Origin of the sequence: Halobacillus hunanensis (assembly GCF_900166655.1) — a bacterium.
In the GTDB taxonomy this organism is placed as follows: domain Bacteria; phylum Bacillota; class Bacilli; order Bacillales; family Halobacillaceae; genus Halobacillus_A; species Halobacillus_A hunanensis.
Map to the genome: position 1 here is coordinate 1,145,680 of NZ_FVZB01000007.1, position 21,643 is coordinate 1,167,322.

At 39.6% G+C, this 21,643-nt stretch carries 26 protein-coding genes and 6 tRNA genes; 10 read left to right on the forward strand and 22 right to left on the reverse strand.

The features are described from left to right. The first annotated feature begins 2 nt into the window (after positions 1-2). From comGC to B5354_RS18525, 6 genes are all read left to right on the forward strand, one after another. A complete protein-coding gene (gene comGC, locus B5354_RS18500; RefSeq protein ID WP_079530267.1) occupies positions 3-299 on the forward strand; it encodes a competence type IV pilus major pilin ComGC in 297 nt (98 codons plus the stop codon). A gap of 2 nt (positions 300-301) precedes the next feature. Continuing rightward, the gene (locus tag B5354_RS18505) at positions 302-742 is read left to right on the forward strand and encodes a prepilin-type N-terminal cleavage/methylation domain-containing protein (protein WP_245804848.1); all 441 of its coding nucleotides are present in this window, start codon (positions 302-304) and stop codon (positions 740-742) included. Continuing rightward, positions 732-1,052, forward strand: coding sequence for a type II secretion system protein (locus tag B5354_RS18510; protein ID WP_079530269.1), 321 nt, complete (start codon positions 732-734; stop codon positions 1,050-1,052). Before B5354_RS18505 ends, B5354_RS18510 begins: the two co-directional genes overlap by 11 nt. After that, positions 1,036-1,449 (forward strand): competence type IV pilus minor pilin ComGF, encoded by a 414-nt coding sequence (comGF, locus tag B5354_RS18515; RefSeq protein ID WP_079530640.1) that lies wholly within the window; start codon positions 1,036-1,038, stop codon positions 1,447-1,449. The genes B5354_RS18510 and comGF overlap by 17 nt, the downstream gene beginning before the upstream one ends. Next, positions 1,421-1,813 carry a hypothetical protein gene (locus tag B5354_RS18520; RefSeq protein ID WP_079530270.1) on the forward strand — a complete coding sequence of 131 codons (393 nt, stop codon included), beginning with the start codon at positions 1,421-1,423 and terminating at the stop codon, positions 1,811-1,813. Before comGF ends, B5354_RS18520 begins: the two co-directional genes overlap by 29 nt. A 278-nt stretch (positions 1,814-2,091) precedes the next feature. Next, positions 2,092-2,337 (forward strand): DUF2626 domain-containing protein, encoded by a 246-nt coding sequence (locus B5354_RS18525; protein ID WP_079530641.1) that lies wholly within the window; start codon positions 2,092-2,094, stop codon positions 2,335-2,337. A 63-nt stretch (positions 2,338-2,400) separates the two neighbouring features. Here the strand turns inward: B5354_RS18525 and B5354_RS18530 are convergent, their stop codons facing one another. Continuing rightward, positions 2,401-3,024 carry an MBL fold metallo-hydrolase gene (locus B5354_RS18530; protein WP_079530271.1) on the reverse strand — a complete coding sequence of 208 codons (624 nt, stop codon included), beginning with the start codon at positions 3,022-3,024 and terminating at the stop codon, positions 2,401-2,403. Between the two features lie 161 nt (positions 3,025-3,185). Here B5354_RS18530 and B5354_RS18535 point away from each other — a divergent pair, with 161 nt between their 5' ends. Then, positions 3,186-3,350: a DUF2759 domain-containing protein gene (locus B5354_RS18535; RefSeq protein ID WP_079530272.1), complete on the forward strand. Its 165-nt coding sequence runs from the start codon at positions 3,186-3,188 to the stop codon at positions 3,348-3,350. Positions 3,351-3,475: 125 nt separating this feature from the next. On the opposite strand, the gene B5354_RS18540 is transcribed toward B5354_RS18535, so the two are convergent. The 3 genes from B5354_RS18540 to B5354_RS18550 form a co-directional block, all read right to left on the reverse strand. Continuing rightward, positions 3,476-5,356, reverse strand: coding sequence for an LTA synthase family protein (locus tag B5354_RS18540; RefSeq protein WP_079530273.1), 1,881 nt, complete (start codon positions 5,354-5,356; stop codon positions 3,476-3,478). A 242-nt stretch (positions 5,357-5,598) separates the two neighbouring features. Continuing rightward, positions 5,599-6,552 (reverse strand): ROK family glucokinase, encoded by a 954-nt coding sequence (locus B5354_RS18545; RefSeq protein WP_079530274.1) that lies wholly within the window; start codon positions 6,550-6,552, stop codon positions 5,599-5,601. Beyond that, positions 6,549-6,767, reverse strand: a complete 219-nt coding sequence (locus B5354_RS18550) for a YqgQ family protein (protein ID WP_079530275.1) — start codon at positions 6,765-6,767, stop codon at positions 6,549-6,551. Before B5354_RS18550 ends, B5354_RS18545 begins: the two co-directional genes overlap by 4 nt. 361 nt (positions 6,768-7,128) lie before the next feature. On the opposite strand from B5354_RS18550, the gene B5354_RS18555 reads away from it, so the two are divergent. After that, positions 7,129-7,980: a hypothetical protein gene (locus tag B5354_RS18555; RefSeq protein WP_079530276.1), complete on the forward strand. Its 852-nt coding sequence runs from the start codon at positions 7,129-7,131 to the stop codon at positions 7,978-7,980. On the opposite strand, the gene B5354_RS18560 is transcribed toward B5354_RS18555, so the two are convergent. The 4 genes from B5354_RS18560 to rpmG form a co-directional block, all read right to left on the reverse strand. Further along, entirely contained in the window at positions 7,974-9,503 is a 1,530-nt protein-coding gene (locus B5354_RS18560; RefSeq protein WP_079530277.1) for a rhomboid family intramembrane serine protease, read from the reverse strand. The two genes, B5354_RS18555 and B5354_RS18560, sit on opposite strands and share 7 nt — an antisense overlap. A gap of 122 nt (positions 9,504-9,625) precedes the next feature. Further along, positions 9,626-9,805, reverse strand: a complete 180-nt coding sequence (locus B5354_RS20320; protein WP_139377170.1) for a hypothetical protein — start codon at positions 9,803-9,805, stop codon at positions 9,626-9,628. An 80-nt stretch (positions 9,806-9,885) separates the two neighbouring features. After that, positions 9,886-10,446, reverse strand: a complete 561-nt coding sequence (locus B5354_RS18565) for a 5-formyltetrahydrofolate cyclo-ligase (protein ID WP_079530278.1) — start codon at positions 10,444-10,446, stop codon at positions 9,886-9,888. Positions 10,447-10,496: 50 nt separating this feature from the next. After that, the gene (gene rpmG / locus B5354_RS18570; protein ID WP_079530279.1) at positions 10,497-10,646 is read right to left on the reverse strand and encodes a 50S ribosomal protein L33; all 150 of its coding nucleotides are present in this window, start codon (positions 10,644-10,646) and stop codon (positions 10,497-10,499) included. A gap of 170 nt (positions 10,647-10,816) precedes the next feature. On the opposite strand from rpmG, the gene B5354_RS20580 reads away from it, so the two are divergent. Then, positions 10,817-11,185, forward strand: coding sequence for a hypothetical protein (locus B5354_RS20580; RefSeq protein WP_176142535.1), 369 nt, complete (start codon positions 10,817-10,819; stop codon positions 11,183-11,185). After that, positions 11,182-11,637, forward strand: a complete 456-nt coding sequence (locus tag B5354_RS18580) for an MltG/YceG/YrrL family protein (protein ID WP_079530280.1) — start codon at positions 11,182-11,184, stop codon at positions 11,635-11,637. Before B5354_RS20580 ends, B5354_RS18580 begins: the two co-directional genes overlap by 4 nt. Positions 11,638-11,691: 54 nt before the next feature. Here B5354_RS18580 and phoU read toward each other — a convergent pair whose 3' ends face one another. The 14 genes from phoU to B5354_RS18650 all read right to left on the reverse strand — a co-directional run bounded on the left by phoU (position 11,692) and on the right by B5354_RS18650 (position 21,497). Further along, a complete protein-coding gene (phoU, locus tag B5354_RS18585) occupies positions 11,692-12,348 on the reverse strand; it encodes a phosphate signaling complex protein PhoU (protein ID WP_079530281.1) in 657 nt (218 codons plus the stop codon). A 27-nt stretch (positions 12,349-12,375) separates the two neighbouring features. Then, complete coding sequence (pstB, locus tag B5354_RS18590; protein WP_079530282.1) at positions 12,376-13,227, reverse strand: phosphate ABC transporter ATP-binding protein PstB; 852 nt, start codon at positions 13,225-13,227, stop codon at positions 12,376-12,378. Positions 13,228-13,249: 22 nt separating this feature from the next. Further along, positions 13,250-14,128 (reverse strand): phosphate ABC transporter permease PstA, encoded by an 879-nt coding sequence (gene pstA, locus B5354_RS18595; protein ID WP_079530283.1) that lies wholly within the window; start codon positions 14,126-14,128, stop codon positions 13,250-13,252. After that, entirely contained in the window at positions 14,128-15,075 is a 948-nt protein-coding gene (pstC, locus tag B5354_RS18600) for a phosphate ABC transporter permease subunit PstC (RefSeq protein WP_079530284.1), read from the reverse strand. The genes pstA and pstC overlap by 1 nt, the downstream gene beginning before the upstream one ends. Positions 15,076-15,154: 79 nt before the next feature. Further along, on the reverse strand, positions 15,155-16,132 hold the full coding sequence (locus tag B5354_RS18605; protein WP_079530285.1) for a PstS family phosphate ABC transporter substrate-binding protein: 978 nt from the start codon (positions 16,130-16,132) through the stop codon (positions 15,155-15,157). A gap of 159 nt (positions 16,133-16,291) precedes the next feature. Further along, positions 16,292-18,400, reverse strand: a complete 2,109-nt coding sequence (locus B5354_RS18610; RefSeq protein WP_079530286.1) for a peptidoglycan D,D-transpeptidase FtsI family protein — start codon at positions 18,398-18,400, stop codon at positions 16,292-16,294. Positions 18,401-18,493: 93 nt separating this feature from the next. Beyond that, entirely contained in the window at positions 18,494-19,729 is a 1,236-nt protein-coding gene (locus B5354_RS18615) for an MFS transporter (RefSeq protein WP_079530287.1), read from the reverse strand. 108 nt (positions 19,730-19,837) lie between these two features. Beyond that, positions 19,838-20,452, reverse strand: a complete 615-nt coding sequence (locus tag B5354_RS18620; RefSeq protein ID WP_079530288.1) for a superoxide dismutase — start codon at positions 20,450-20,452, stop codon at positions 19,838-19,840. Positions 20,453-20,698: 246 nt separating this feature from the next. Next, positions 20,699-20,774: transfer RNA gene (locus B5354_RS18625), tRNA-Phe, on the reverse strand. 16 nt (positions 20,775-20,790) lie between these two features. After that, positions 20,791-20,867, reverse strand: a tRNA-Met gene (locus B5354_RS18630). Positions 20,868-21,067: 200 nt separating this feature from the next. Further along, positions 21,068-21,160: transfer RNA gene (locus B5354_RS18635), tRNA-Ser, on the reverse strand. Positions 21,161-21,169: 9 nt separating this feature from the next. Further along, positions 21,170-21,246: transfer RNA gene (locus tag B5354_RS18640), tRNA-Ile, on the reverse strand. Positions 21,247-21,250: 4 nt separating this feature from the next. Continuing rightward, positions 21,251-21,326: transfer RNA gene (locus tag B5354_RS18645), tRNA-His, on the reverse strand. A 97-nt stretch (positions 21,327-21,423) separates the two neighbouring features. Then, positions 21,424-21,497, reverse strand: a tRNA-Met gene (locus B5354_RS18650). Between the last annotated feature and the right edge of the window lie 146 nt (positions 21,498-21,643).

Sequence of the window (21,643 nt, forward strand, 5' to 3'; positions counted from 1 at the left end):
TATTGAATAACCAGAAAGGATTTACTCTTATTGAAATGCTCATCGTGCTATTAATCATATCGGTACTGCTCGTGATCGCGATACCAAATCTCGCTAAAAATAACGAAACGATCCGTTCGAAAGGGTGTGAAGCACTCGTGTTGACTGCCGAAGCTCAAGTAGAAGCCTATAAAATTGATCAAGGGGAGGCACCCGCTACCCTGCAAATCCTTGTCGATGAAAACTATTTAAAACAGATAACATGTCCGAACGGCAAAGAGCTAGGCTATACATACGGTGTAGTTTCAAACCCTAATTGATCATGAAACGATGTCAATCTGGGTTTACACTGGCTGAAGTAATGATCGTTCTCGTGGCATTTTCTGCAATTTTGGCAGCTGTAGTCCCTCTACAACATCGAGTTGTAACAACAATTAAAGTTGCCCATTATTTAGAGCTGCTAGAGAATGATTTGCTTTTAGCTCAACAACTCACTATGCAGGATCACCCCCATTACTGGGTTATGATCCGTCCTGAACAACGCGAATACTACCTTTATGACTATGCTAACCGAAAAGTTGTGTTGCACCGTAAATTTCCGAGAGAATGGTCAATCCGTTTATCAACACTTGAAGTTCCTATTCAGTTTAACACCTCTGGCACCATTCAAAAACCTGGAACAATGACCTTAAGTACTCCCAAAGCTGACTATAAGTTAACCTTTCCATTTGGTAAAAGCCGGGTAACGATTCATGAACAATAAAGGGTTCACAATCGTTGAAGTCATCTGCGCCTTTGGGTTGTTGTTAATAATAGCTTCAACTATCCTTCCCTTTTTAGGGGAAGTAAGACTTTCACAAAAAGAACTTGCAGAGGAAAGAGCTATCATTAACCAACTTCAGAATGAACTTTTGATCTACAAATTTAACCCACAAGAAAAGTACCCTTTTACTAAGGAATATGACTTGATGACGGTAACTTATAACAAACAGCCACCCCTTCTGGAAGCATGCGCGACATGGGATACCCGCCGTCATCATAAGGAGATATGCCTGTATGCAAGCGTGCAATGACAGAGGATTTACATTGATCGAATCATTATTTTGTTTAACCTTGCTTTCCATACTGCTGACGTTAAGCCTTCCGTTACTTAAACTTATTGATAGTCCTCTCTATTCTGAGGACCTTTCCGTACATCAATTTTTCACGTTTCTTGAGGAAGAAATAAACCTCTCGTCACAAGTGCTTTCCTCAAATAACAAATTATCCATCACCGATCCTGATGGACGTCTCGTAACGATTTCAAAGTATAATGATGTAGTTAGAAGACAAGTTAACCAAACTGGACATGAACTGCTGATTACAAATATCAGAAACCTTACATTCACTCAAGAAAAGGATCTTCTTATAGTATCTTTAGTTCTTAAGGATGGAACGTCATATGAAAAAGTATTGTATTTGTCTTCTTAGTAATGAAAGAGGGATTATTTTCCCTTGGGTGTACACTTTAGGCAGTATCCTTATCCTGCTAACCGTCTTTACTGCTGCCCAATATAAAAGTCAAATTCTTTCCACCCATTCTGTAAAAGAATATTACCAACTTCAAAGTCTCTTTCACTACAGTCATGATCAGCTGTTAGTAAAGATAAACGAGAAAACGGAAGATGCTAAAACGATTTCTGAGCAATTCTCCCTCCCTTTAGGACAATCTGCAGTTGAATGCACACAGACTGCTGATGGTTATGGTTATGACTGTAAATGGCAATTAACATTACTAACAGGGACTACAAAGCAAATTAATCGTTTCTACAAACTAAGCAGTGCTATTCCCTAATAAACACGGCTGCGTGCTATCGCAGCCGTGTTTTATCTTTCATGTATAATGTATCTCTTTCTCCATAAGACTAATATAACCTCTACTTCATGGGCTATGTAGCTTCTTACACATATACCTTAGACCTTGGATGCTCGGACATTAAACCTAAGGCCTAAGGATCCATTTCAACAAAGAAGCGGTATTCACTAACAAGATTTATTTACATTCCCTGAAGGGTCGTTTATAATATGAATGATAGTTTAATGATGAAAGATGAAAAAGGAGGGGGAAGAAGCATGGATCGCATGTTTCGAGTGATGGCGTTTTGGACTGGTATATTTACTGTCATGTTTTATGCTGGCGACATGATGGAAGCTGCATTATTATCTCTCGTTCAAACTGCCTTTTTCCTTACAATTGGCTACCTTAAACTGTCAGAGCGTATGTATATTTACATATTTTTCTCGTATTTGACAGTATTTATGATTGGATTTACTTATTATTCATCATTTATTCTCGTACCGTCTTTCGGTGGTCACTAAAAAGATCCTGTTATCCCTGAGTTGGATAACAGGATCTTTTTATTAAAATCACAGAATTTACATTTAAGTAAAAAATGGATTACTCTTTTTCTCATCACCAACCGTTGTAGGCAAGCCATGACCAGGATATATCTTCATATCATTTCTTAAACTAAACAACTGATCTTGTATACTTCTGGTTAACTCATGGCGATTGCCCCCCGGTAGATCTGTCCTTCCTATCCCCTGTTGAAAAAGCGTGTCGCCTCCTATCGTAAAGCGCTGCTTCCGAAATACAAATGATACGCTTCCGGGAGAATGTCCAGGGGTATGACGTACTTCAAATGTAAAAGGACCAATTTCTTTCATGCCCGGTTCTAAGGAATGATCTGCACGGCTTGCTTTAATATCTCCTATTTGAAATATGGCAGATCCGTTTAGCGCTGGATCTGGAAGCCAATCTGCTTCTGCATCATGTAAGTATACAGGGGCATTATAAGCGCCTCTGGCCTCCTCTACAGCTCCTATATGGTCAAAGTGGGCATGGGTTAACAAGATCGCCTCTACATTCAATTCCCGTTCAGAAATGAAATTGTGCAATTTGTCAAAATCTCCACCTGGATCGAATACTAATGCTTGTTTATTTTCATAAACAATGTAAGCGTTTGTGGCCATTGGACCTAGTGGCAGCCGCGTAATTTTCAGCATTTCCATCACCTCTATAAAAAGATTTAAAAAAATTTTAGAATGGCTCGACAAATCATGTAAGATACTATAGAATGAGTGAGTAATGAAATGAGCTACACACAGTATAACATTTATGAAATGCAGTATGATAATAATGATCTGGAATTTAGGGGGGCTTATTTGTGGTAACAGCTATTATTCTTTTTCTTGTAACAATCCTTTGTGTATGCGCGGTCTTCCGTGAAATTAAAACAAAGAATTTCTTCGCAGTATTATTTGCGGCAGCATCAGCCCTAGTCTTCGGCTGGTTCTCTGTTATGACAATTTACGCAAACTTATTTGGATAATGACTAACCGAACTGTTTGACAGTTCGGTTTTTTAGTGAGTATATATATGGTTCTAGAGCCTTATTACATTTCAATCGATAACATTGAAAGAGTCTTCCTGTTAAATTAGGAAGACTCTTTCTGCTTACTGCTCGCTGTCTTTGTTTGTAAAGTCGTAAAACCTAAACAAATCTCCATAAATAATATTATCCGAATACGACAGCTCTTTCTCTACTTTTTGTTTGATTGGCTTACATACTTGTTTCTCGGATTGAATAGGTTTTCCAGTTTGTCGGTCGTAACATGTCCCCTCAGTATATACATATTTTTCAGTAATGAAGCTTCCATCCCTTAATGCAGTGAACTTTTGTTGATCTTTCAGAAACATGTCTGTACCGAATGATAAGTCTTTTTCAGCCTCTATACCAAGCAGGCTTAATAAAGTAGGCTTAACATCAATCTGTCCTACAACCTCCTCGCGAATCTCTCCATTTTCATAACCAGGTATATGAATCATAAATGGCACGCGTTGCAGTTGAATATGCTGATAAGGAGTAATTTCCTTATTTAGAAAGTCCCCCATTGCACTATTGTGGAACTCACTGATGCCATAGTGGTCTCCCATTAGGATAATAATGGAGTCCTTATAAATTCCGGCATCTTTTAGTTGTTGAAAGAATTGCTCAAGAGCTTCATCGGTATAACGAGCGGTTTGGAAATAACTATTCAGCGTCTCTGAACTTGAATCATACTTGTCAATATTTGCTTCATCTTCCGGCAGTTCAAACGGAAAATGATTGGTGAGAGTTATAAATTTACTGTAAAAAGGTTCTTCCTGCTGCTTCAGTTCATCAATCGATTGGGAGAAAAATGCCTTGTCACCAAGCCCCCAGCCGAATGAATTTTCTGGCGTTACTTCATAAGCCTGTTCACCATAGAACTTATCGTAGCCCATCGTGTCGTACATAACATCCCGATTCCAGAAACTCTTATTGTTAGCATGAAACACGGATGTCGTGTACCCTTCACTATTTAGAATCTCAGGTAAGGCATGATATTCATTTTGAGCATGTGTGAAATATACAGCCCCCCTGCCCAAAGGATATAGCGAATTTTCTACAATAAACTCTGAATCTGACGTTTTTCCTTGAGCGGTTTGGTGATAAAAGTTCTTAAACCAAATCGTTTCTTCACTCTCTTTTAGATCGTTAAGAAAAGGGGTAGTTTCCTTTCCATTGATTTCTGAATCCAATAGAAAGTTTTGGAATGACTCTATACTTACAAAAATAACGTTTTTGTCTTCAGCAATTCCAAACAGTTCAGATTTTTTATCAGTATCAGAATTTTGGTGAATATAGTTCTTAATTTCACTGATCTCACTGCTGTCTGCGAAGACACGCTGTGCCTTAGTTTTTGTTTGCATCATTGCATCATAAACATGGTAGTTATAAACACCTATGTTCTTCACTAGATACTCACGGTCAAAGGCGCGTACAAACAGCATCGGTCGTTCTAATTCAGCAAGTGCAACATTTCCAGATAACATTAAAAAAGTAACAGCTGTTGCCGCAATCTTTCCGCTTTTTGAAAAATTCACAGACATATCTATTGTTTTTTTGCTCGTAAGGATCCAAATGATCACCAAATCAGCAAATAACAATAAATCCCCTAAATGAATCAGTGTAAAGATACTTGTCGTTAAATCCGCGGCGTTGTCTCCTTGAAATAAGACAGGAATGGTAATGAAATCCGTAAAGTTTCTATAAAATAGCAAGTTTATATAAAGAATAAAAGAACCGATTACAGCGGTCCACCTTAAATATTTCATTTGATTTTTCGGTTTCAACCAAACACTAATGGCAAAAATTAAATAAGCACTAGCTATTGGGTTGAAAAACAAGATAAATTCCTGCAATGCATTTTCTATAGATAGTTCAAACATGAACCTGTACACAAAATAGGTTTTTAAACCAAATAGAAAAGAGGCAATAACGAATAACGGTATTCGCGGCTTGTTCCATTGCATCAAAAGTTCCTCCTCCATCCAGTGCATTCATAAATATTACATATGATTTACTTGGGCATTATTTCTCTTTAATAAATTCCACGTATCATAGTTATTAAACTGGTTCCTTGTATATGACGAAAAAACCCCCAAAAAAGTTTCATGTTTTTTCTCAATAGATTTACTCATCTATTTTACTTGAAGCCTTTCAAAAATGAAACCCACATGAAAAGGAAAAGAAGCCCAATTATGGCTTCTTTTCCTTAAAGGTTTTCTTTAACTAAATACGCACCGCCAATTACTCCAGCATCATTCCCCAGTTCAGCAATTTCAAAGGTGCAAGCTTTAATTGTACGAGGTAACGCATACAATTGAAATGTTTCCTTAAGGGGAGTTAGCAATTGAGCTCCTGCTTTTGAAACTCCCCCGCCGATTATGATCTTATTTGGATTCACGGCAATCGCCAAATTAGCAATCGCTAATCCAAGTGTATCCGTAACAGAGTCAAGGACTTTATTGGCTGCAGAGTCATGAGCTGCTGCCGCCTGGAATACATCCTTTGCCGTCAGGTCTTTCGCTTTATTTAAGGAGGAGTCCGGGGAAGCTGCCAACACTTCTTTGGCCTTCCTAACGATCGCAGTAGCTGAAGCCTCTGTCTCAAGACATCCAGATTTCCCACAGTTACAAGGAGCACCTCCATGAGGGATGACAGTCATATGCCCAATTTCAGCAGCCATGCCATTAGCTCCGCTTATAATTTGACCATTAGCAATGATACCTCCTCCAACACCAGTCCCGAGTGTTACAGCGATCACATTCTCAGCTCCATTACCTGCGCCGAGCCAGTTTTCACCAAGGGCAGCTAAATTAGCATCGTTGTCTACCCATACAGAGTATCCCGAAAGCTCGGACAACTCGTTTCCGAAATCATAATCTTCCCAGCCAATATTCACAGCGACATAGATAAAGCCCGTTTTTGTATTTATGAATCCTGGAGCCCCGACTCCAATCCCCAGAATGTTCGACTTATGTATGTTCAACTCAGAACGAGCTGCTTCTATTGCTTCATTTATATCGCTTGCAATATATTTTCCTCGTTCATTTTTATTAGTGGGTATTTCCCACTTTTTAATAATTTCACCTTCAGTTGAAAGCACAGCAAGTTTTATCGTTGTGCCCCCAATGTCAACCCCAAAACAATACTTGTCATTGCTCATTTACTTGCCTCTCCTTTATGGTCATCCTGCATTTTAGCGATTTCAGTCCGAAGTAACAAAATCGCCATTTTATAATCTTCCCCTGTAATACACTGCGATTGATTTAACTCCTTTATTTCTTGTTCCATTAGCTGGAGTTCCGCCAAGCGGTCCCCTACATAAATAATTGTCCCGAACTGTTTTAAAAATTGCTGAATATTATAAATTGTTCTCATTATTATCACCTATTTCATTATATCAGTGAAGTATAGGAATGAAAATGCAAAACCACCTCTTATGTGCTGAAACGAGTCTTTTGCCTGAAGACTTTCATGGTGCCTTACGGTCTCCTCCACTACTGTAGGATCCAAGGCTGACCCTTTACTTAATTCATATAGTTTCTATTTTCCTGCATGTAAATTCCTTCATTCACATAAGTTTTATACAACCCATTATTAACTCACTAATGGTCCAAGGTAGACTGATTGAGCTATCCGGGAGACTTTCTAAATGATTATCCGATAGCAGTTATTGGACAAGTCATGCTTATAACCATGTGAATACTAACTTATTTTTTCAATAAAGGAGATGCTTGATATGAAACACATATGGATGTTTGCCTTTATAGGATTTTTAGCCATTGTATTCTCTTATTTATTCATGAGCTCTGAAGACATGGCAGTTATTCAATACTTTCCCATTGATGAATCCCATTACTTCACTGAGGCTCAGACCACTATTACGACTTCCAATGATGAAAAAAACGATCAAATTAGCTGGAATATATCTTCCTCCAGTAATGAACCGATGTATTTACGCCAGGATGTTTCACTATTATATGTAAATGGACGATTGAAAGGCGTGGTGAATAAATGGAAAGAAAACGCTCAGCACCTTGAAAAAGAATCAACTCTTCAAAGTGAAGATAGTAAAAAGTATGAAGCGATTTCCTTTCACCATGGCGAAATTCATGAAGATAACGGGGAGATAAAAAGCATACAAGCCACCTCAAACGATACTTTATACCTTATTGATTCCCCACATTCTAAAGAAGAATCTTTTCAAGAGCCGCAAACAAACGAAGAAAAAGAATGGGCAAAAAACTTGGACCATGCGATTCAACAGCAGTTAGAAGCTCAATGGGACGAGCTTCTAAGTTATTATCAAATTCCGCGAGATAAATATATACACGTTCCTTTAACAGGCCTTACTGACTATAGTGAGGAACATCCCTTCCCAGGTACGACGGCAGCAAACTTTGACCGAATCCTTGGTCAACTTTGGGAAGGGTTATACAAGAACTATGTGATCGGGATTGAGGATTCTGAAACAAAGCATCCCATCCAAAGCTATATCCCCCTTCTTCTACTAGATAAAAACGGCAAGCATTTAATCGTTCTTTACGAGGATGATGCGGGGAACAAGCATCAACTCATCCAATACTATTGATCAAAACTTTCTTTCAAATTTTGAAACTGTTCCTGCTCAGGCTTTAGTCGTGCTGCTTTGTCTGCATGTGTTTCAGCCTTTTCTGGCTTCCCTGCCTGTCGATACAGCAGAGCTAAATTAAAATGTGCTTCAGCAAACTCAGGGTCTAGCTCAGTGACTAGGACTAGATCTTCGATCGCTTTGGCGTACTGTTCGGTTTTTGTGTAGGCATAGGACCTATTAAAGAGTAATTCAGCCTGATAATCACCCGGGTTACTAAGGGCATCTGTTGTCATCCTTATCACTTCTCGATAATTTTGCTCCTCAATTAAGTTTTGCGAGAGTTGAACTTGAATGAGGGCATAAGATCGATCATCCACCTTTTGAATCCCAAAAAAGAGCATCAGTCCAATCGAGACCGTATAAATTGTAGCGGACACAGTTTGAAGGAACCATTGTTTCTTTTTAGGAAGATTGCATATAGCAGAAGCGATAAACCCGCCTATGAAACCTCCCATGTGGGCACCGTTATCAACTTGAGGGACGAGCAGGCCAAAAGCAAGGTTTATTCCGATCACAATAAATAAGTTATAACCCATTGTTCGAAGAAACAACTTTTTGTAATGTACACCGAAATATAACAAGGCGCCGAACAAGCCAAAAATAGCTCCGGAAGCGCCTGCAGCAACCTGTGGATTTAGCATAAAGCTGGCTATTCCGCCGAAAATACCAGCCATAAAATAGATCCATGTAAACCGAAGAGTTCCATAAATTCGTTCTACAGCTGTACCCAGGTAGTATAACGCCAACATATTCATGAGCAGATGAAGAGTCCCAATATGAAGAAACATCGAACTGAGAATACGCCACCATTCGCCGCTGACAATTGCCGGATTATACTTGGCTCCATATTCAATCAGCGTGACAATGGATGTAGAGCTGCCTTTAAACTCTATAAATAAGTACATCAATACGTTTAAAACCAGTAACACGTAAGTCAGCAAAGGTTTTCCAAAAGTGAAGATGTCCTGTGTTTCACGCTTTCTTTTGCGTTGTCTTCCTTCCATAAAGTGTTTCAAGTAATGTACTTGAGTCTCTGCTTCATGTTCACTTAATTCTAGTGACCAATTAGGAGGAGTCATTCCTAACCCATCGTATAAATTATGAATGCCTTCTCGTTTATGATCATCATCTAAATAAACAATATTGGTGTTAGAATTAAGAGAAAGTTGGTCTTTGTTAATATTCTCCCATTCGTCAACCGGAGGGTATTGAGATATGTAGAGACAATGAACCACAATCTTCTTATTGCGGAACAAACGCCGGTTTTGCTTGATTTGTAAATGAATGTTTTCCAAGTCGCGAACTAATTGGTTACGCCAATCAAATTGAGCATGGTAAAGCCGGAAAACATGTGTTTTTCCCTTTATATCTTTTTCAAGCCATATTTCACTATTATTATTTACATGTAATACATCGAAATCTTGATTATCGATAAGATCCTGTGCGATCTTCCATAAAAAGTATTCCTGTTTAATATACAAATTTTCTCCCCTCCTTGCTAACTCTTATCATAGCACGTAGTATTAGTATGAAGCGAAGCACTTGTTCCATGAATGATATTATAAACAAAAAATCGGACTGTCAGTTGATCTGACAGTCCGATTTATTTAAACATGTTAGAAAGAACTTTCCTTCTTACGTACGGCATACTCATAGTTTGCTGAATAAGCCAGTGTCTTAAATAAGGCACAGTTGACAACACATCAAATGCCTTATAACGGTAACGATAAAGCAATGTTCCCAAAGAGAACACAATAACTATCCATGTCAATACGCGAGTCATTTCCACTCACCTCATTTTCATTTACAATTATTGTGCTCCATATGAGGTGGCATTATTCCTGAGTAATACTGAAATTCTCACTAAATCGTCAACCATTGCTCTTCAGTTATAATATGTTGAACTGGAATATCAAATCCCTCGGAAGGCAGTTCTCTTGTTACTTGTTTCTCAGATACAAGCGATACCGTCACACCGTTATAATCAGCAAGGAATCGGTCGTAGAACCCACCTCCAAAGCCAATTCGATAACCTTTCCGATCAAAGATTAATCCCGGTACGACCAACAGGTCAATCTCTTTCTTCCTAACAGCTTCTGTTTTAGCAGGAGATGGTTCCTGTAAACCGTAATAAACAACTTCCAATTGTTCATAACTCTGTAAATCATAAAATGTTAGAATATTTAATTCTGGATTACATTTAGGCACGACGACTCTCTTGCCTTGCTCCCACGCCTTCTCAATGATCGGCTGCGTGGACCATTCATGAGAAAGTGAAACCGTCACGGCTATAACTTCAGCCGATTTCCACAATAACGATTGAAACAATTGATTATGTATCACATTTTCTATATTCGTTTTTTCAGCTTCGGAATAAGACCTCAGCAGGGACTTTCCTTTAGTTCGCCATTTACTTTTATCCATTTGTTCCCCTTTCTATGGTACAAAAAAACAGCAGGAAGAATTCCTGCTGTTTATTTTGTTTCACGATGAAGCGTATATTTACCTAGTCGCGGGCTGTATTTATTTAGCTCCAGACGCTCAGGATTGGTACGCTTATTTTTTGTAGTAATATAATTACGGTCACCAGTTTCAGTGCAAGCAAGTGTAATGTTTACACGCATGATTTATCCCTCCAAACATGATTCAATTCAATTCTATGCTAATAATCAGACCTTATAATAATATCAAATGTTTATACAGCTTTCAAGTGCATATTTCTTGTTAATCTATGATACATCATAGATATCCTTGTCATTCTATGGTATAAATAAAAGAGTTAGGAGTGAAGAGAATGATCCCAAGTATCATTACACTTGCTTCTGTGGCCCTAATATTATTTATTGTGTCATTTTTCATGAATGACCGGCTTCGGGACGTTGAAGATCAAGTGGAACAACTGTCTTTACAGTACATGCAAGAGAGTTATCAAATGAAGAAAAAGCTGAATGTTCTGGAGGAAGAGTTACTTTCCAGTGATTTAACGGAAGAGATTCTGAAGCAGTCTTACTCTAATAAACAGAGTCCTCCCTTAATTGCTAACATTCAAAATTTGCACCAATCAGGATATTCTACAGCAGAGATTGCTAAAAAAACTAATCTGAACGAATATGACGTACATTCCATTATCCTCCAATTCAAAAATGAGGGTCTCTCCAAATGAAACAGTCCGTGCGATCATTTTCAATTGGATTAATGGCTGCAACTCTTATTTTAAGTATTTTTTATTGGATGGAACCTAAGGAAATGACAGGAAAGGCACAACAGCTTTCCGAAGATGATATGATCACCGAACTTGAGAGCGATGGATACCATATTCTCACTGACTCACAGCTCGAAGATGAAAAAAAACAGCCTGGAGCAGTGCCGAAAACCACTGTAGAAACAGAAACTTCGGAAGAACCACCTGCAAAAGTTACTTTTGCGATAGAGTCTGGCATGAGTTCAACTGAAATAAGTCACATGCTTGCTGATGCAGAATTAATTGATGATGTGGAAGGCTTTGACGAATATATGCGCCAGCAAGAACTCAGTCGATACATACAAATTGGTGAATATGAAGTTCCAAGGGGAATGACAATAGAACAAACTGCTGATATTATTACCTCAAAATAAAAGGCTGTCTCCGAGGAGACAGCCTTTAGTTCTATCATTGGTTACAGGCCCTTTCTAATTTAAGCCGTATGTTCTTCCTTTTACTAAATAGAAAACACTTTCGCCAATATTAGTAATATGATCCGCAAATCTCTCAATATAACGAGCCGTGTATGCCATTTGCATAATGTGCTGGATTTGTTCTGGATTAACTGCTGTAAGTTCAAGCAGCTCCCGAACAATTTTTCCATAAAGGGCATCGACCTCATCATCCATTTCAGCAAGCTTCTGTGCGAGTGAAATGTCTTCGTGCTCGAACGCTTTGATAGCCAAGTCCACCATATCCATTGCCAGAACAGCCATCTCTCGCAGGTCAGGATTGATCTCGATCCCGTGATTACTCCCTAAATGTATTGTAGCTTTAGCCACATTTGTAGAATGATCAGCCATTCTTTCCAGATCAGATGAAATTTTGATAGCGACAATTAATCGTCGCAAGTCTGTCGCTACAGGTTGTTGCTTAGCAATGGTTAAGATGGCTTCTTCGTTAATTTGCTCCTCTTTAGCATCTATAAAGGCATCGTCTTCCATAATCTGTCTAGCTTTATCGACATCCCCCTGATAAAGCACATGGATAGCTGTATCCAGCGATTCCTTAACATCAAGGGAAAGCTGTTTAAGTTGGTCTTTTATGCTTAATAATTCCTCGTCAAATTGAGCACGAATCGGCATTCAAACCCCTGCCTTTCTTGTAGTTTTTTAACCAAAACGACCTGTAATATAGTCTTCCGTCCGCTTATCACTTGGATTCTGAAACAATTCATCCGTTTCAGCAAATTCGATTAACTCACCGTTTAGGAAAAAGGCTGTTTTATCTGAAATACGTGCTGCTTGCTGCATATTGTGGGTTACAATAACAATACTGTACTTTTTCTTAAGTTCTTGTACTAGCTCTTCTACTTTTAAAGTCGAAATCGGATCCAGCGCTGAAGTTGGCTCATCCATTAAAATCACATCGGGCTCTACTGCTAAAGCACGAGCAATACAAACACGCTGTTGCTGCCCGCCTGACAAGCCATAGGCATTTTCGTCCAAACGATCTTTCAGCTCATCCCAGATCGCAGCATCTCTTAAGCTCTTCTCCACAATTTCATCAAGTATTGCTTTTTTCTTAATCCCATGCACTCGTGGTCCATAGGCCACGTTGTCATAAACGGATTTCGGAAATGGGTTAGGTTTTTGAAAGACCATCCCAACCTTTGCACGTAACTCTTCTACATGAAATTTATCCTCATAGATATTCTTATCACGATATTTAATCGTTCCTGAAGTTTTGACAATAGGAATCATTTCCACCATTCGATTCAAGGCCTTTAAATATGTCGATTTACCACAGCCGGAAGGGCCAATAATAGCTGTAACCCTTTTTTCCGGAATTGCCATATTGATCTTATATAACGCCTGATCAGACCCGTACCACAAGTTTAAGTCTGATACTTGAAAGACTTCGCTCTCTTCCACAGCTGTTTTCTTTTGATGGTCCTCCTTCGTTCGGCTTTCGATGTTTGTAGTAGTTTTCATGTCTTTTCTTTCATCCAATTTAACTGTCATTTGAAACCCTCCACATCAAAATTTATAGGCGTTTCTGAAATTTATTTCTAATACCTACTGCAATAGCGTTCATCATCAATAACACAACGAGCAAAACGATAATCCCAGCTGCTGCCACATACTGCCACTCTTCCTGTGGTCTGCCTGTCCAGTTGTATATTTGAATCGGCATGACCGTGTACTTTGAAAGTAAGGAATCTGGTAACGTATAAATAGCCGTGGCAGCGCCAACGATAATTAAAGGAGCTGTTTCCCCTATTGCTCTGGAAAGTGCGATAATCGTACCTGTTAGCATACCGGGAAGAGCAGCAGGAAGAATAATCCGCGCAATGGTTTGCCACTTCGATGCTCCCATACCATAAGATGCTTCTCTCAATTCGTTTGGTACTGAACGGACAGCCTCTTGTGAAGCCACTACGATAACGGGTAAGATCAATAAGGCCATCGTCAACCCGCCTGCCAATAATCGGTAACCAATACTGAACATATAAACGAAAAATGTTAAGCCTAACAAACCAAATACAATGGAAGGAACCCCAGCTAAATTTTGAATATTTGCCCTTATAAATTCGGTGAATTTATTTTTAGGCGCATATTCTTCTAGATAAATCGCTGTAGCCACTCCAATGGTGACGGCAATAGCAGCTACAATTACCATTAACATAATTGATCCAACTAGTCCTGCCCATATCCCTGCCTCTTCAGGGAACGGAGCTGGGAAACTAGTAATGTAATCCCAGCTCAAGTATCCAATCCCTTGATTCAAGACTCTATAGAGAAGTAAGGCTAGAAAAATCAGTCCAATTAATGTAGCTGCGAAGAATCCCGTTTTCATTATGGCATTAAGCCACAATCTTCTCTTTACCTTTCGATTTATCGGCCGCTCCTTGTGCTCAAGCATTAGTATTCCTCCCTATACTTACGTGAAATATATTGTGATAACAAGTTCATTAATAGAGTGAAAACAAACAGTGTTATCCCGACAGCATATAAACTGTAGTAAATCGTTGATCCGTAAGTTGTATCCCCAGTAGCTGCCTGTACAATAAAAGCTGTCATGGACTGGATCGACTCTGTCGGATTAAACGTAAGGTTAGGTGTTGCTCCAGCGGCAATCGTAACAATCATCGTTTCACCAATTGCACGGGAAACAGCTAAAACTATCGAGGAAATAATGCCGGAAAGCGCTGCAGGAAGAACGACCTTTGTGACTACCTCAAACCTAGTAGAACCTACACCATAGGCTCCTTCCCGTAAACTATTTGGCACAGAGTTCATAGCATCTTCTGATAAAGACGCTACCATTGGAACGATCATGATTCCGACAACAATTCCTGCACTTAGAGCGTTAAAGATACCCAAGCCCGGAATGAATGATTGAAGAATAGGTGTTACGAAAGTCAGAGCGAAAAAACCATAAACGACTGTAGGAATTCCCGCTAACACTTCTAAAATCGGTTTAATGGTTCTTCTAACACGATCACTGGCATATTCACTCAAGAAAATAGCCGCCATCAAGCCTATTGGCACGGCCACAATTGTAGCAATAACTGTGATCAATAAGGTGCCTCCAATTAAAGGTGCCACCCCAAACTCGCCTGTCCATGGAGACCAGTTGGTACCCGTATAGAACTGAACGATATTGACCTCAGAAAAAAAACCAATTGATTCTCTTACTAACGTAAACAGAATCCCGACCGTTGTTAGGATACTTACACATGCACATAAGAATAAAAAGACGGGAATGACTTTCTCAAACCTGCTTGCAAAACTTTTTCTCTGTCTTTTCTGTTCAATTAATTGCTGAACATTTAGCTCTGTTCCCTCAGACTGCAAAAGTTTATCCATCGGTAAACTCCTTTCATCCATAACCGGAGGTGAGACGATTATGTTTCGCCTCACCTCAACTGAAAATTTTCTGTTCTATCTACTTTTCAGAAGCCCACTTCTTCACTTGTTCAAGCTGTTCCTTGTAACGTTCCTCTGGAAGAGCAACATATCCTACCTGTTTAGCTGCTTCACCCGCATTCTTAAGGGTGAATGTAACGAAATCAAGTACCTGTGGCTTCGTCTTAAGAGACTCTACATTTACGTACGTGTAAAGAGGACGAGACAGTGGGGTGTACTTTCCACTCTGAATGGTTTCATTCGTTGGTTTAACAGGGTCTCCTTCTCCATTATCAATACCTAAAGCTTTAAGTTTGTCTTTATTTTCTGCATAGTATGCGTAACCGAAAAATCCAATCGCATACGGATCATTAGCGATTCCGCGAACGAGCACATTATCATCTTCGGATAATGTCGTATTCTCGCCTTCCTTCAACGGCTGTTCTTCTAGGATAACTTCGTTAAAATAATCAAATGTACCTGAATCATGCCCAGGGCTAAAGATTTTAATTGTTTTATCAGGCCATTCCGGATTAATATCTGACCACTTTGTAGCCTCGGAAGACTCTAAGAAAATTTTCCTTAATTGCTCTAGTGTAAGGTTTTTCACAAAATCATTCTGTTGACTAACAACTACCGTAATACCATCTTTAGCTATCTCAAGAGGTTCTAGTTTGATACCATTTTCCTCCGCTATTGCTTGTTCTTCTGGTTTAATCTCTCGTGAAGCATTAGTTAAATCAACTTCACCCCGAGTAGCCTTTTTGAATCCTCCACCGGTTCCTGAAGCGTTAACGGTTGGTGACGTTTCAGGATGCTCCTTTTGGTATTGATACGTTAATGCTTCCATAATAGGAAAGACTGTAGAAGACCCGTCGATTGTAATCGGTCCAGATACTGATGATCCCTCACCGGAACTACTTTCACCATTTGCACTTTCCTCAGATCCACATGCTGCCAGCACGCCGATGACTAAAACAAATGCTGCTAACAATGCTGCTTGTTTAATTCTTTTCATTTCTTCTCCCCCTAGTAGTTCTGAAATGATACGGAGCCAGCTTAGCCAGCTCTCACTTTGTATACTAGAACTAAAAATTTAAGAAGAGATGAAATAGATGTTAAGGTTTTGTAAATAAGTGAAGAAAATTGTATAAAAAAATGATGCACAAAATGTGCATCATTCTTCATTCTTTTCTTGTGAAAGAAGGTTTTTATCTATTCCCTCTTCAGCCCGCTGTTCTTTTATTTCAAAATAGGCATCTAAAATCCTTCGTCCAATTTTATAGTTGATCGGAGTGTTCGCTTCATTACCAACATATGGAACTATAACAGAAAACGCTACTTCCGGGTCATTGTAAGGAGCATAACCTACCAGAGCTAAGTTTTCTGTATTTACAACCTTCGTATCTTCTCCCCCATTAATGGGAATATATTTTGCCGTTTCGGCAGTTCCGGATTTACCGGCTGCATTGTAATCAACGTTGCGAAAATGATTATAAGCTGTTCCACCAGGAAGAAATACTTCTCTAAACCCCCGCTGGACCCGTTCAATATTTTCCTCGTTCATTTCGAGCGTATTTAATACTGTAGGATCGTATTCTTTATAAATTTCCCCTAAACCTTCTCCGACACGGCTAGGGTTGTGTATTTCACTGACTAATCTTGGCTTTAAGCGTTTGCCGCCATTTGCGATCGTTGACACGTACTGGTTAAGCTGCATAGCTGTATAGGTGCTATACTGTCCGATTGCAAAGTCAAGAATGTTACCAGGACCGGGATTATCACCTTTAAATCCTGTCGCTTCAAACGGAAGGTCTATTCCTGTTTCTACACCCAATCCAAATTGCTGGAAATTATACAAGAATCGCTGAAACGTATCGTCCTGCAAGTCTAATGGGGCATTTCTCTCATAGTGAGCGCCACCCATCCAAATCGCAATGAAAAACATATATACGTTGGAAGACTCTTTTAAAGCAGATAAATAGTTTACTGGTCCAAGTGTAGAATATGAGCTCTTCTCGTCTGTTCCCTTAATTTTTAATGGACGGTCATAAACGGTTGTGGAAGGTGAAATAACACCTTCGTTAAAACCAGTCAGCACCGTCGCTCCTTTGACGGTTGATCCGGGAGCGTAAGCATTATAGACAGCCATATGTGACCAATCCGATACCAATTCTTCACCAGCTTCACGGTCATGGTTGTAATGCTGGCCGGAAATGGCGAGAACTTCTCCTGTCATCGGGTCAGACATGACAACAATGGCATTTTCTAAGTATCGATTTTCGTATGGAGCCTGTTGAACAGCTGAAATCAGCTCTTCTTTTACGATCTGATCTACTTTACGCTGCAGCTCCATATCAATAGTCAACACAAGATCTTTCCCGCGGGATCCCTGTCTGACTACTTTGGAATCAACAATATTATTACTGCTGTCAGTGGTATATTGTACCTTTTCTTTTACGCCGCGAAGCACTTCTTCATATTGTTGTTCAAGACCACTGACTCCTACTCGGTCATTTCGACTATAATCCAGTGACATGTAGTATTCTAACCGTTCGCGAGGGACTCCTTGTTCACGACTGGTGATGTCCCCTACATAATTTTTAAATGTATTGCCAAAAGGGTATTCTCTTTCCCAATCAGAAGTCACATTAATGCCCGGTAATTCTGACAGGTGCTCTGCCACTGTCGAATATTCTTTTTGAGAAATATTTTCATTTTTTATAACATGAGGAGCTAAAGCATAAGCCTTATCCAATTCCTTTTTGATTGCAATGATTTCTTTCGTTTGATCATCGTAAGAGTTCACTTCTTCTTCTTTTATACTATCTAACTGAAGTTGATACACTTCTCCGTTATCAAGACCTTTTGCCTCTTCTTCCGTTACTCGCTTTCGCACCTCTTCTTCATTTTCCAGAAAAAAGTACTCTTTTAAATCGCGCGTAGTCAATACGTCCTCAAATTCCATATCCATGTATTTTGCCAGCTTTTTCGCAAGCTTTAGCTTGTCTTCAGGTTGAACGCCTTTCGGTGGTGTATATGTAATCGAATAGAGCGGTTCATTTACAACAATTGGCCGTCCAAAACGGTCATACATTTCTCCCCTGGGTACTGGAATCGTAGTCGTTGTGTTTTCCGTGCGGTTAACTTTTTCTTGTGCTGCTTCTCCCGTTAGTATTTGAACAACTCCAAGCTGCAGTATTAAAGTAGCAAATAATAAGAAAACAACAAAAAAGATAATATTTAAACGGAAAGGGACGTGTGATTTTTTCTTTTTCTTCCCCATATTTCTTTTCCTCTCCCCTTACTAACAAAGTTCCATATTATAGTATATCACTTATACCTGCACCAGAATAGTCGAAGCACGGAAGAAAAAGTTTCATTCCTGGACAAATTTCATTTTTTTCAAGTTGATATCTTTAATAAAGAAATAGACGAGTAAATGGCCGGCACCTACAATTAACAGAATGTATGGTATTCCAGTTTCCGGGGGAATGATCATAATGGCCAGTAAAAAAGTAAGAATCGATAAAACCCGTCCTCCATCCAGGAATATTTCTCTTACCACGATGTATTCGATCCGCATTTCCCCTGCGTTCCAGGACTTCCCAATAACATCGTAAGTCAAAGAAACATACGGAACGTAAAAAAACGGAAAAAAAATACCAGCAATAGCGCCATAAAGAAGCAGGAGTCCGAGACTGTCACTAATGATTAGCAAAAACACAGAAAGCGACAAGGCTAACCCTGCATAAAATATTGCCTTTTTTCTGTATCTCGGCCTTACCCATTTACCTACTAAAAAGAAAAACAAAAATGAAAATCCCGAGTAAACCAAGTTAAAGACACCGAGCGAAAATTCACTTTTTGTCAAAAGGAAAATCCAAATGGATACAGCAAATAAGAACGTGCCTTCTCGAAAACCCTGGGATACATGTGCTTGTAAAATGCGGTTCCAACTATCATTATTTTTTCTTTCATCCATGATTCTTCTGAATGAAAAGTTTCCCTTCGCCTTTCGCCTCGATAATCCAAAACTTACCATAACCGCAACGATGAACAAGGTAAACGAAATACCAAAAATCACTGTGTATCCGGTAAAGTTATCTAACCTTGAGATAACAAATCCAGCAAAAAGCGGCCCTGTCATCCCTCCAAATGATTGAAGTATCCCTAGAAATCCATTAAAGAAATCTCTGGTGTCCGGCTCTGTGATTTCGAACGTCAATACGTTAAAGGCTAACCAATAAAATCCATAACCTACGCCAAGTAGTGAGCCCAGAAACAAATTATACGACGCGGCATGTTCCCCTATTATTAAAACCATTAGGAAAAATAAAGAGAGAACGGTTACTCCCGCTCTCAAAACGATGACTCGATCTATCCGTTTTGTCCATTTTCCAGCCACAATAAAAGTTAAAGGCTGCATAATATATATGCACAAATTATATAGCGCAATCTCAGAATAACTGTTCGATTGTTTCCACAAGTATATATTAACAAACGTACTCGATAGGAAAATCCCAAGAGAATACAGACCACCAATTAACAATAAAAGGATTAGATCCCTTGATACATTCTCTTGGTTCAGCCAAGTCTTCAGCATTCTCATCATAGTCGTATATCTCCTTTACATTCTGCTCTTAGTGTTGGCAGAACAGAAGCAGATATACAAAAAAAGAGCGTCACGGAAATTACCGTAACGCTCTTTTTTGAAGTTGAATTATTTAGCTGCTTCGTAACGCTTCGCTACTTCATCCCAGTTTACTACGTTCCAGAATGCTGCAACATAGTCAGGACGACGGTTTTGATAATTCAGGTAGTAAGCATGCTCCCAAACATCAAGACCAAGGATTGGAGTTTTACCTTCCATGATTGGAGAATCCTGGTTAAGTGTATCAATGACCTCAAGCTCGCCATTATTTACAACAAGCCAAGCCCAACCTGAACCAAAACGGCCTTTTGCGGTTGCTTCAAATTTCTCTTTAAACTCGTCAAAGCTACCGAAAGTATCGTTAATCTTCGTAGCAACTTCACCAGTTGGCTCACCGCCGCCATTTGGTGAAAGAACAGTCCAGAACAAGCTATGATTCGCGTGTCCACCACCATTGCGACGAACGGCAGTACGAATATCTTCTGGTACAGCAGAAAGATTATTCGCTAGAAGCTCATTCAATGATTTGTCTTGAAGAGATGTATTTCCTTCAAGCGCAGCATTTAGCTTAGTCACATAGGTGTTATGGTGTTTCGTATGGTGGATGTTCATTGTCTCCTTGTCGATTGTTGGTTCCAATGCATCGTATGCATACGGTAATTCTGGTAGTTCAAATTTAGCCATGATTAAACTCCTCCTTTTATAATATGTACAACTGATTAGTTCAAATGAACCTCTCTATTGTACAATACCAAACGGTTTTTTTTGTTGCAAATTTTTAGCATATTAAAATTTGCATCCGATACTACTAATACCCCGCACCAATCATTCGCAAACATACTAATACATTATTATGCTTAAATTTGCAGCTAACTTTAGAAAGAAGACACAAAAAAACAAGCAATTCGTATTGCTTGTTGAAAGTTCAAATGGTGGCTCGGGACGGAATCGAACCGCCGACACACGGATTTTCAGTCCGTTGCTCTACCGACTGAGCTACCGAGCCGCTATATCATACTTTTTGGTTGCGGGGGCAGGATTTGAACCTGCGACCTCCGGGTTATGAGCCCGACGAGCTACCAGACTGCTCTACCCCGCGACAATGTGGATGAACCGTTAATCCGGCTCCCATAATATTTTTAGTAAGACTGCTCCTCACGTTGCAAGTAACTCCGGTGAAGCTTACGCTCGTCGCAAGACCTACAAGGGATGTTTTAGCAAGAAGCTATTCGGTCTTGCTATACCCCGCGACAGTGTGGATGAACCTGTTATTAGATTCCCATTAAATCAATAGTAGAATGGCGGAGGAGGAGGGATTCGAACCCCCGCGGGCCGTGAAGCCCCTGTCGGTTTTCAAGACCGATCCCTTCAGCCAAACTTGGGTACTCCTCCGTGATTTTATGGTGGACCCTGCAGGACTCGAACCTGCGACCGATCGGTTATGAGCCGATAGCTCTAACCAGCTGAGCTAAGGGTCCAACATGGGGCGGTTGATGGGGATCGAACCCACGAGTGCCGGAACCACAATCCGGTGCGTTAACCACTTCGCCACAACCGCCATAATTAAAAGGAATTGTATGTATGAAATTAACTCAATGTTCACTGAATAATGATTAATATTCAGTATCATCTAAACGATCAGACCGAGTTATTAGTAGCGGCGGAGGGGATCGAACCCCCGACCTCACGGGTATGAACCGTACGCTCTAGCCAGCTGAGCTACACCGCCATATTGATCGCTACAATGAAGCGACGCATATTAATATACCATGTTTAAAAACAATCTGTCAACAAAAACTTCAGCATTTATGTACGAGTTAATTTCGCGACAAAAATAATATAGCATGCCCTGACCGAGCTTTCAATACCTTTTTA

Coding starts and splice junctions, on each gene's coding strand:
- B5354_RS18505 (WP_245804848.1), top strand. CDS start 302: ATGAAACGATGTCAATCTGGGTTTACACTGGCTGAAGTAATGATCGTT.
- B5354_RS18510 (WP_079530269.1), top strand. CDS start 732: ATGAACAATAAAGGGTTCACAATCGTTGAAGTCATCTGCGCCTTTGGG.
- comGF (WP_079530640.1), top strand. CDS start 1,036: ATGCAAGCGTGCAATGACAGAGGATTTACATTGATCGAATCATTATTT.
- B5354_RS18520 (WP_079530270.1), top strand. CDS start 1,421: ATGAAAAAGTATTGTATTTGTCTTCTTAGTAATGAAAGAGGGATTATT.
- B5354_RS18525 (WP_079530641.1), top strand. CDS start 2,092: ATGGATCGCATGTTTCGAGTGATGGCGTTTTGGACTGGTATATTTACT.
- B5354_RS18530 (WP_079530271.1), bottom strand. CDS start 3,024: ATGCTGAAAATTACGCGGCTGCCACTAGGTCCAATGGCCACAAACGCT.
- B5354_RS18540 (WP_079530273.1), bottom strand. CDS start 5,356: ATGCAATGGAACAAGCCGCGAATACCGTTATTCGTTATTGCCTCTTTT.
- B5354_RS18545 (WP_079530274.1), bottom strand. CDS start 6,552: ATGAGCAATGACAAGTATTGTTTTGGGGTTGACATTGGGGGCACAACG.
- B5354_RS18550 (WP_079530275.1), bottom strand. CDS start 6,767: ATGAGAACAATTTATAATATTCAGCAATTTTTAAAACAGTTCGGGACA.
- B5354_RS18555 (WP_079530276.1), top strand. CDS start 7,129: ATGAAACACATATGGATGTTTGCCTTTATAGGATTTTTAGCCATTGTA.
- B5354_RS20320 (WP_139377170.1), bottom strand. CDS start 9,805: ATGACTCGCGTATTGACATGGATAGTTATTGTGTTCTCTTTGGGAACA.
- B5354_RS18565 (WP_079530278.1), bottom strand. CDS start 10,446: ATGGATAAAAGTAAATGGCGAACTAAAGGAAAGTCCCTGCTGAGGTCT.
- rpmG (WP_079530279.1), bottom strand. CDS start 10,646: ATGCGTGTAAACATTACACTTGCTTGCACTGAAACTGGTGACCGTAAT.
- B5354_RS20580 (WP_176142535.1), top strand. CDS start 10,817: ATGATCCCAAGTATCATTACACTTGCTTCTGTGGCCCTAATATTATTT.
- B5354_RS18580 (WP_079530280.1), top strand. CDS start 11,182: ATGAAACAGTCCGTGCGATCATTTTCAATTGGATTAATGGCTGCAACT.
- phoU (WP_079530281.1), bottom strand. CDS start 12,348: ATGCCGATTCGTGCTCAATTTGACGAGGAATTATTAAGCATAAAAGAC.
- pstB (WP_079530282.1), bottom strand. CDS start 13,227: ATGACAGTTAAATTGGATGAAAGAAAAGACATGAAAACTACTACAAAC.
- pstA (WP_079530283.1), bottom strand. CDS start 14,128: ATGCTTGAGCACAAGGAGCGGCCGATAAATCGAAAGGTAAAGAGAAGA.
- pstC (WP_079530284.1), bottom strand. CDS start 15,075: ATGGATAAACTTTTGCAGTCTGAGGGAACAGAGCTAAATGTTCAGCAA.
- B5354_RS18605 (WP_079530285.1), bottom strand. CDS start 16,132: ATGAAAAGAATTAAACAAGCAGCATTGTTAGCAGCATTTGTTTTAGTC.
- B5354_RS18610 (WP_079530286.1), bottom strand. CDS start 18,400: ATGGGGAAGAAAAAGAAAAAATCACACGTCCCTTTCCGTTTAAATATT.
- B5354_RS18615 (WP_079530287.1), bottom strand. CDS start 19,729: ATGATGAGAATGCTGAAGACTTGGCTGAACCAAGAGAATGTATCAAGG.
- B5354_RS18620 (WP_079530288.1), bottom strand. CDS start 20,452: ATGGCTAAATTTGAACTACCAGAATTACCGTATGCATACGATGCATTG.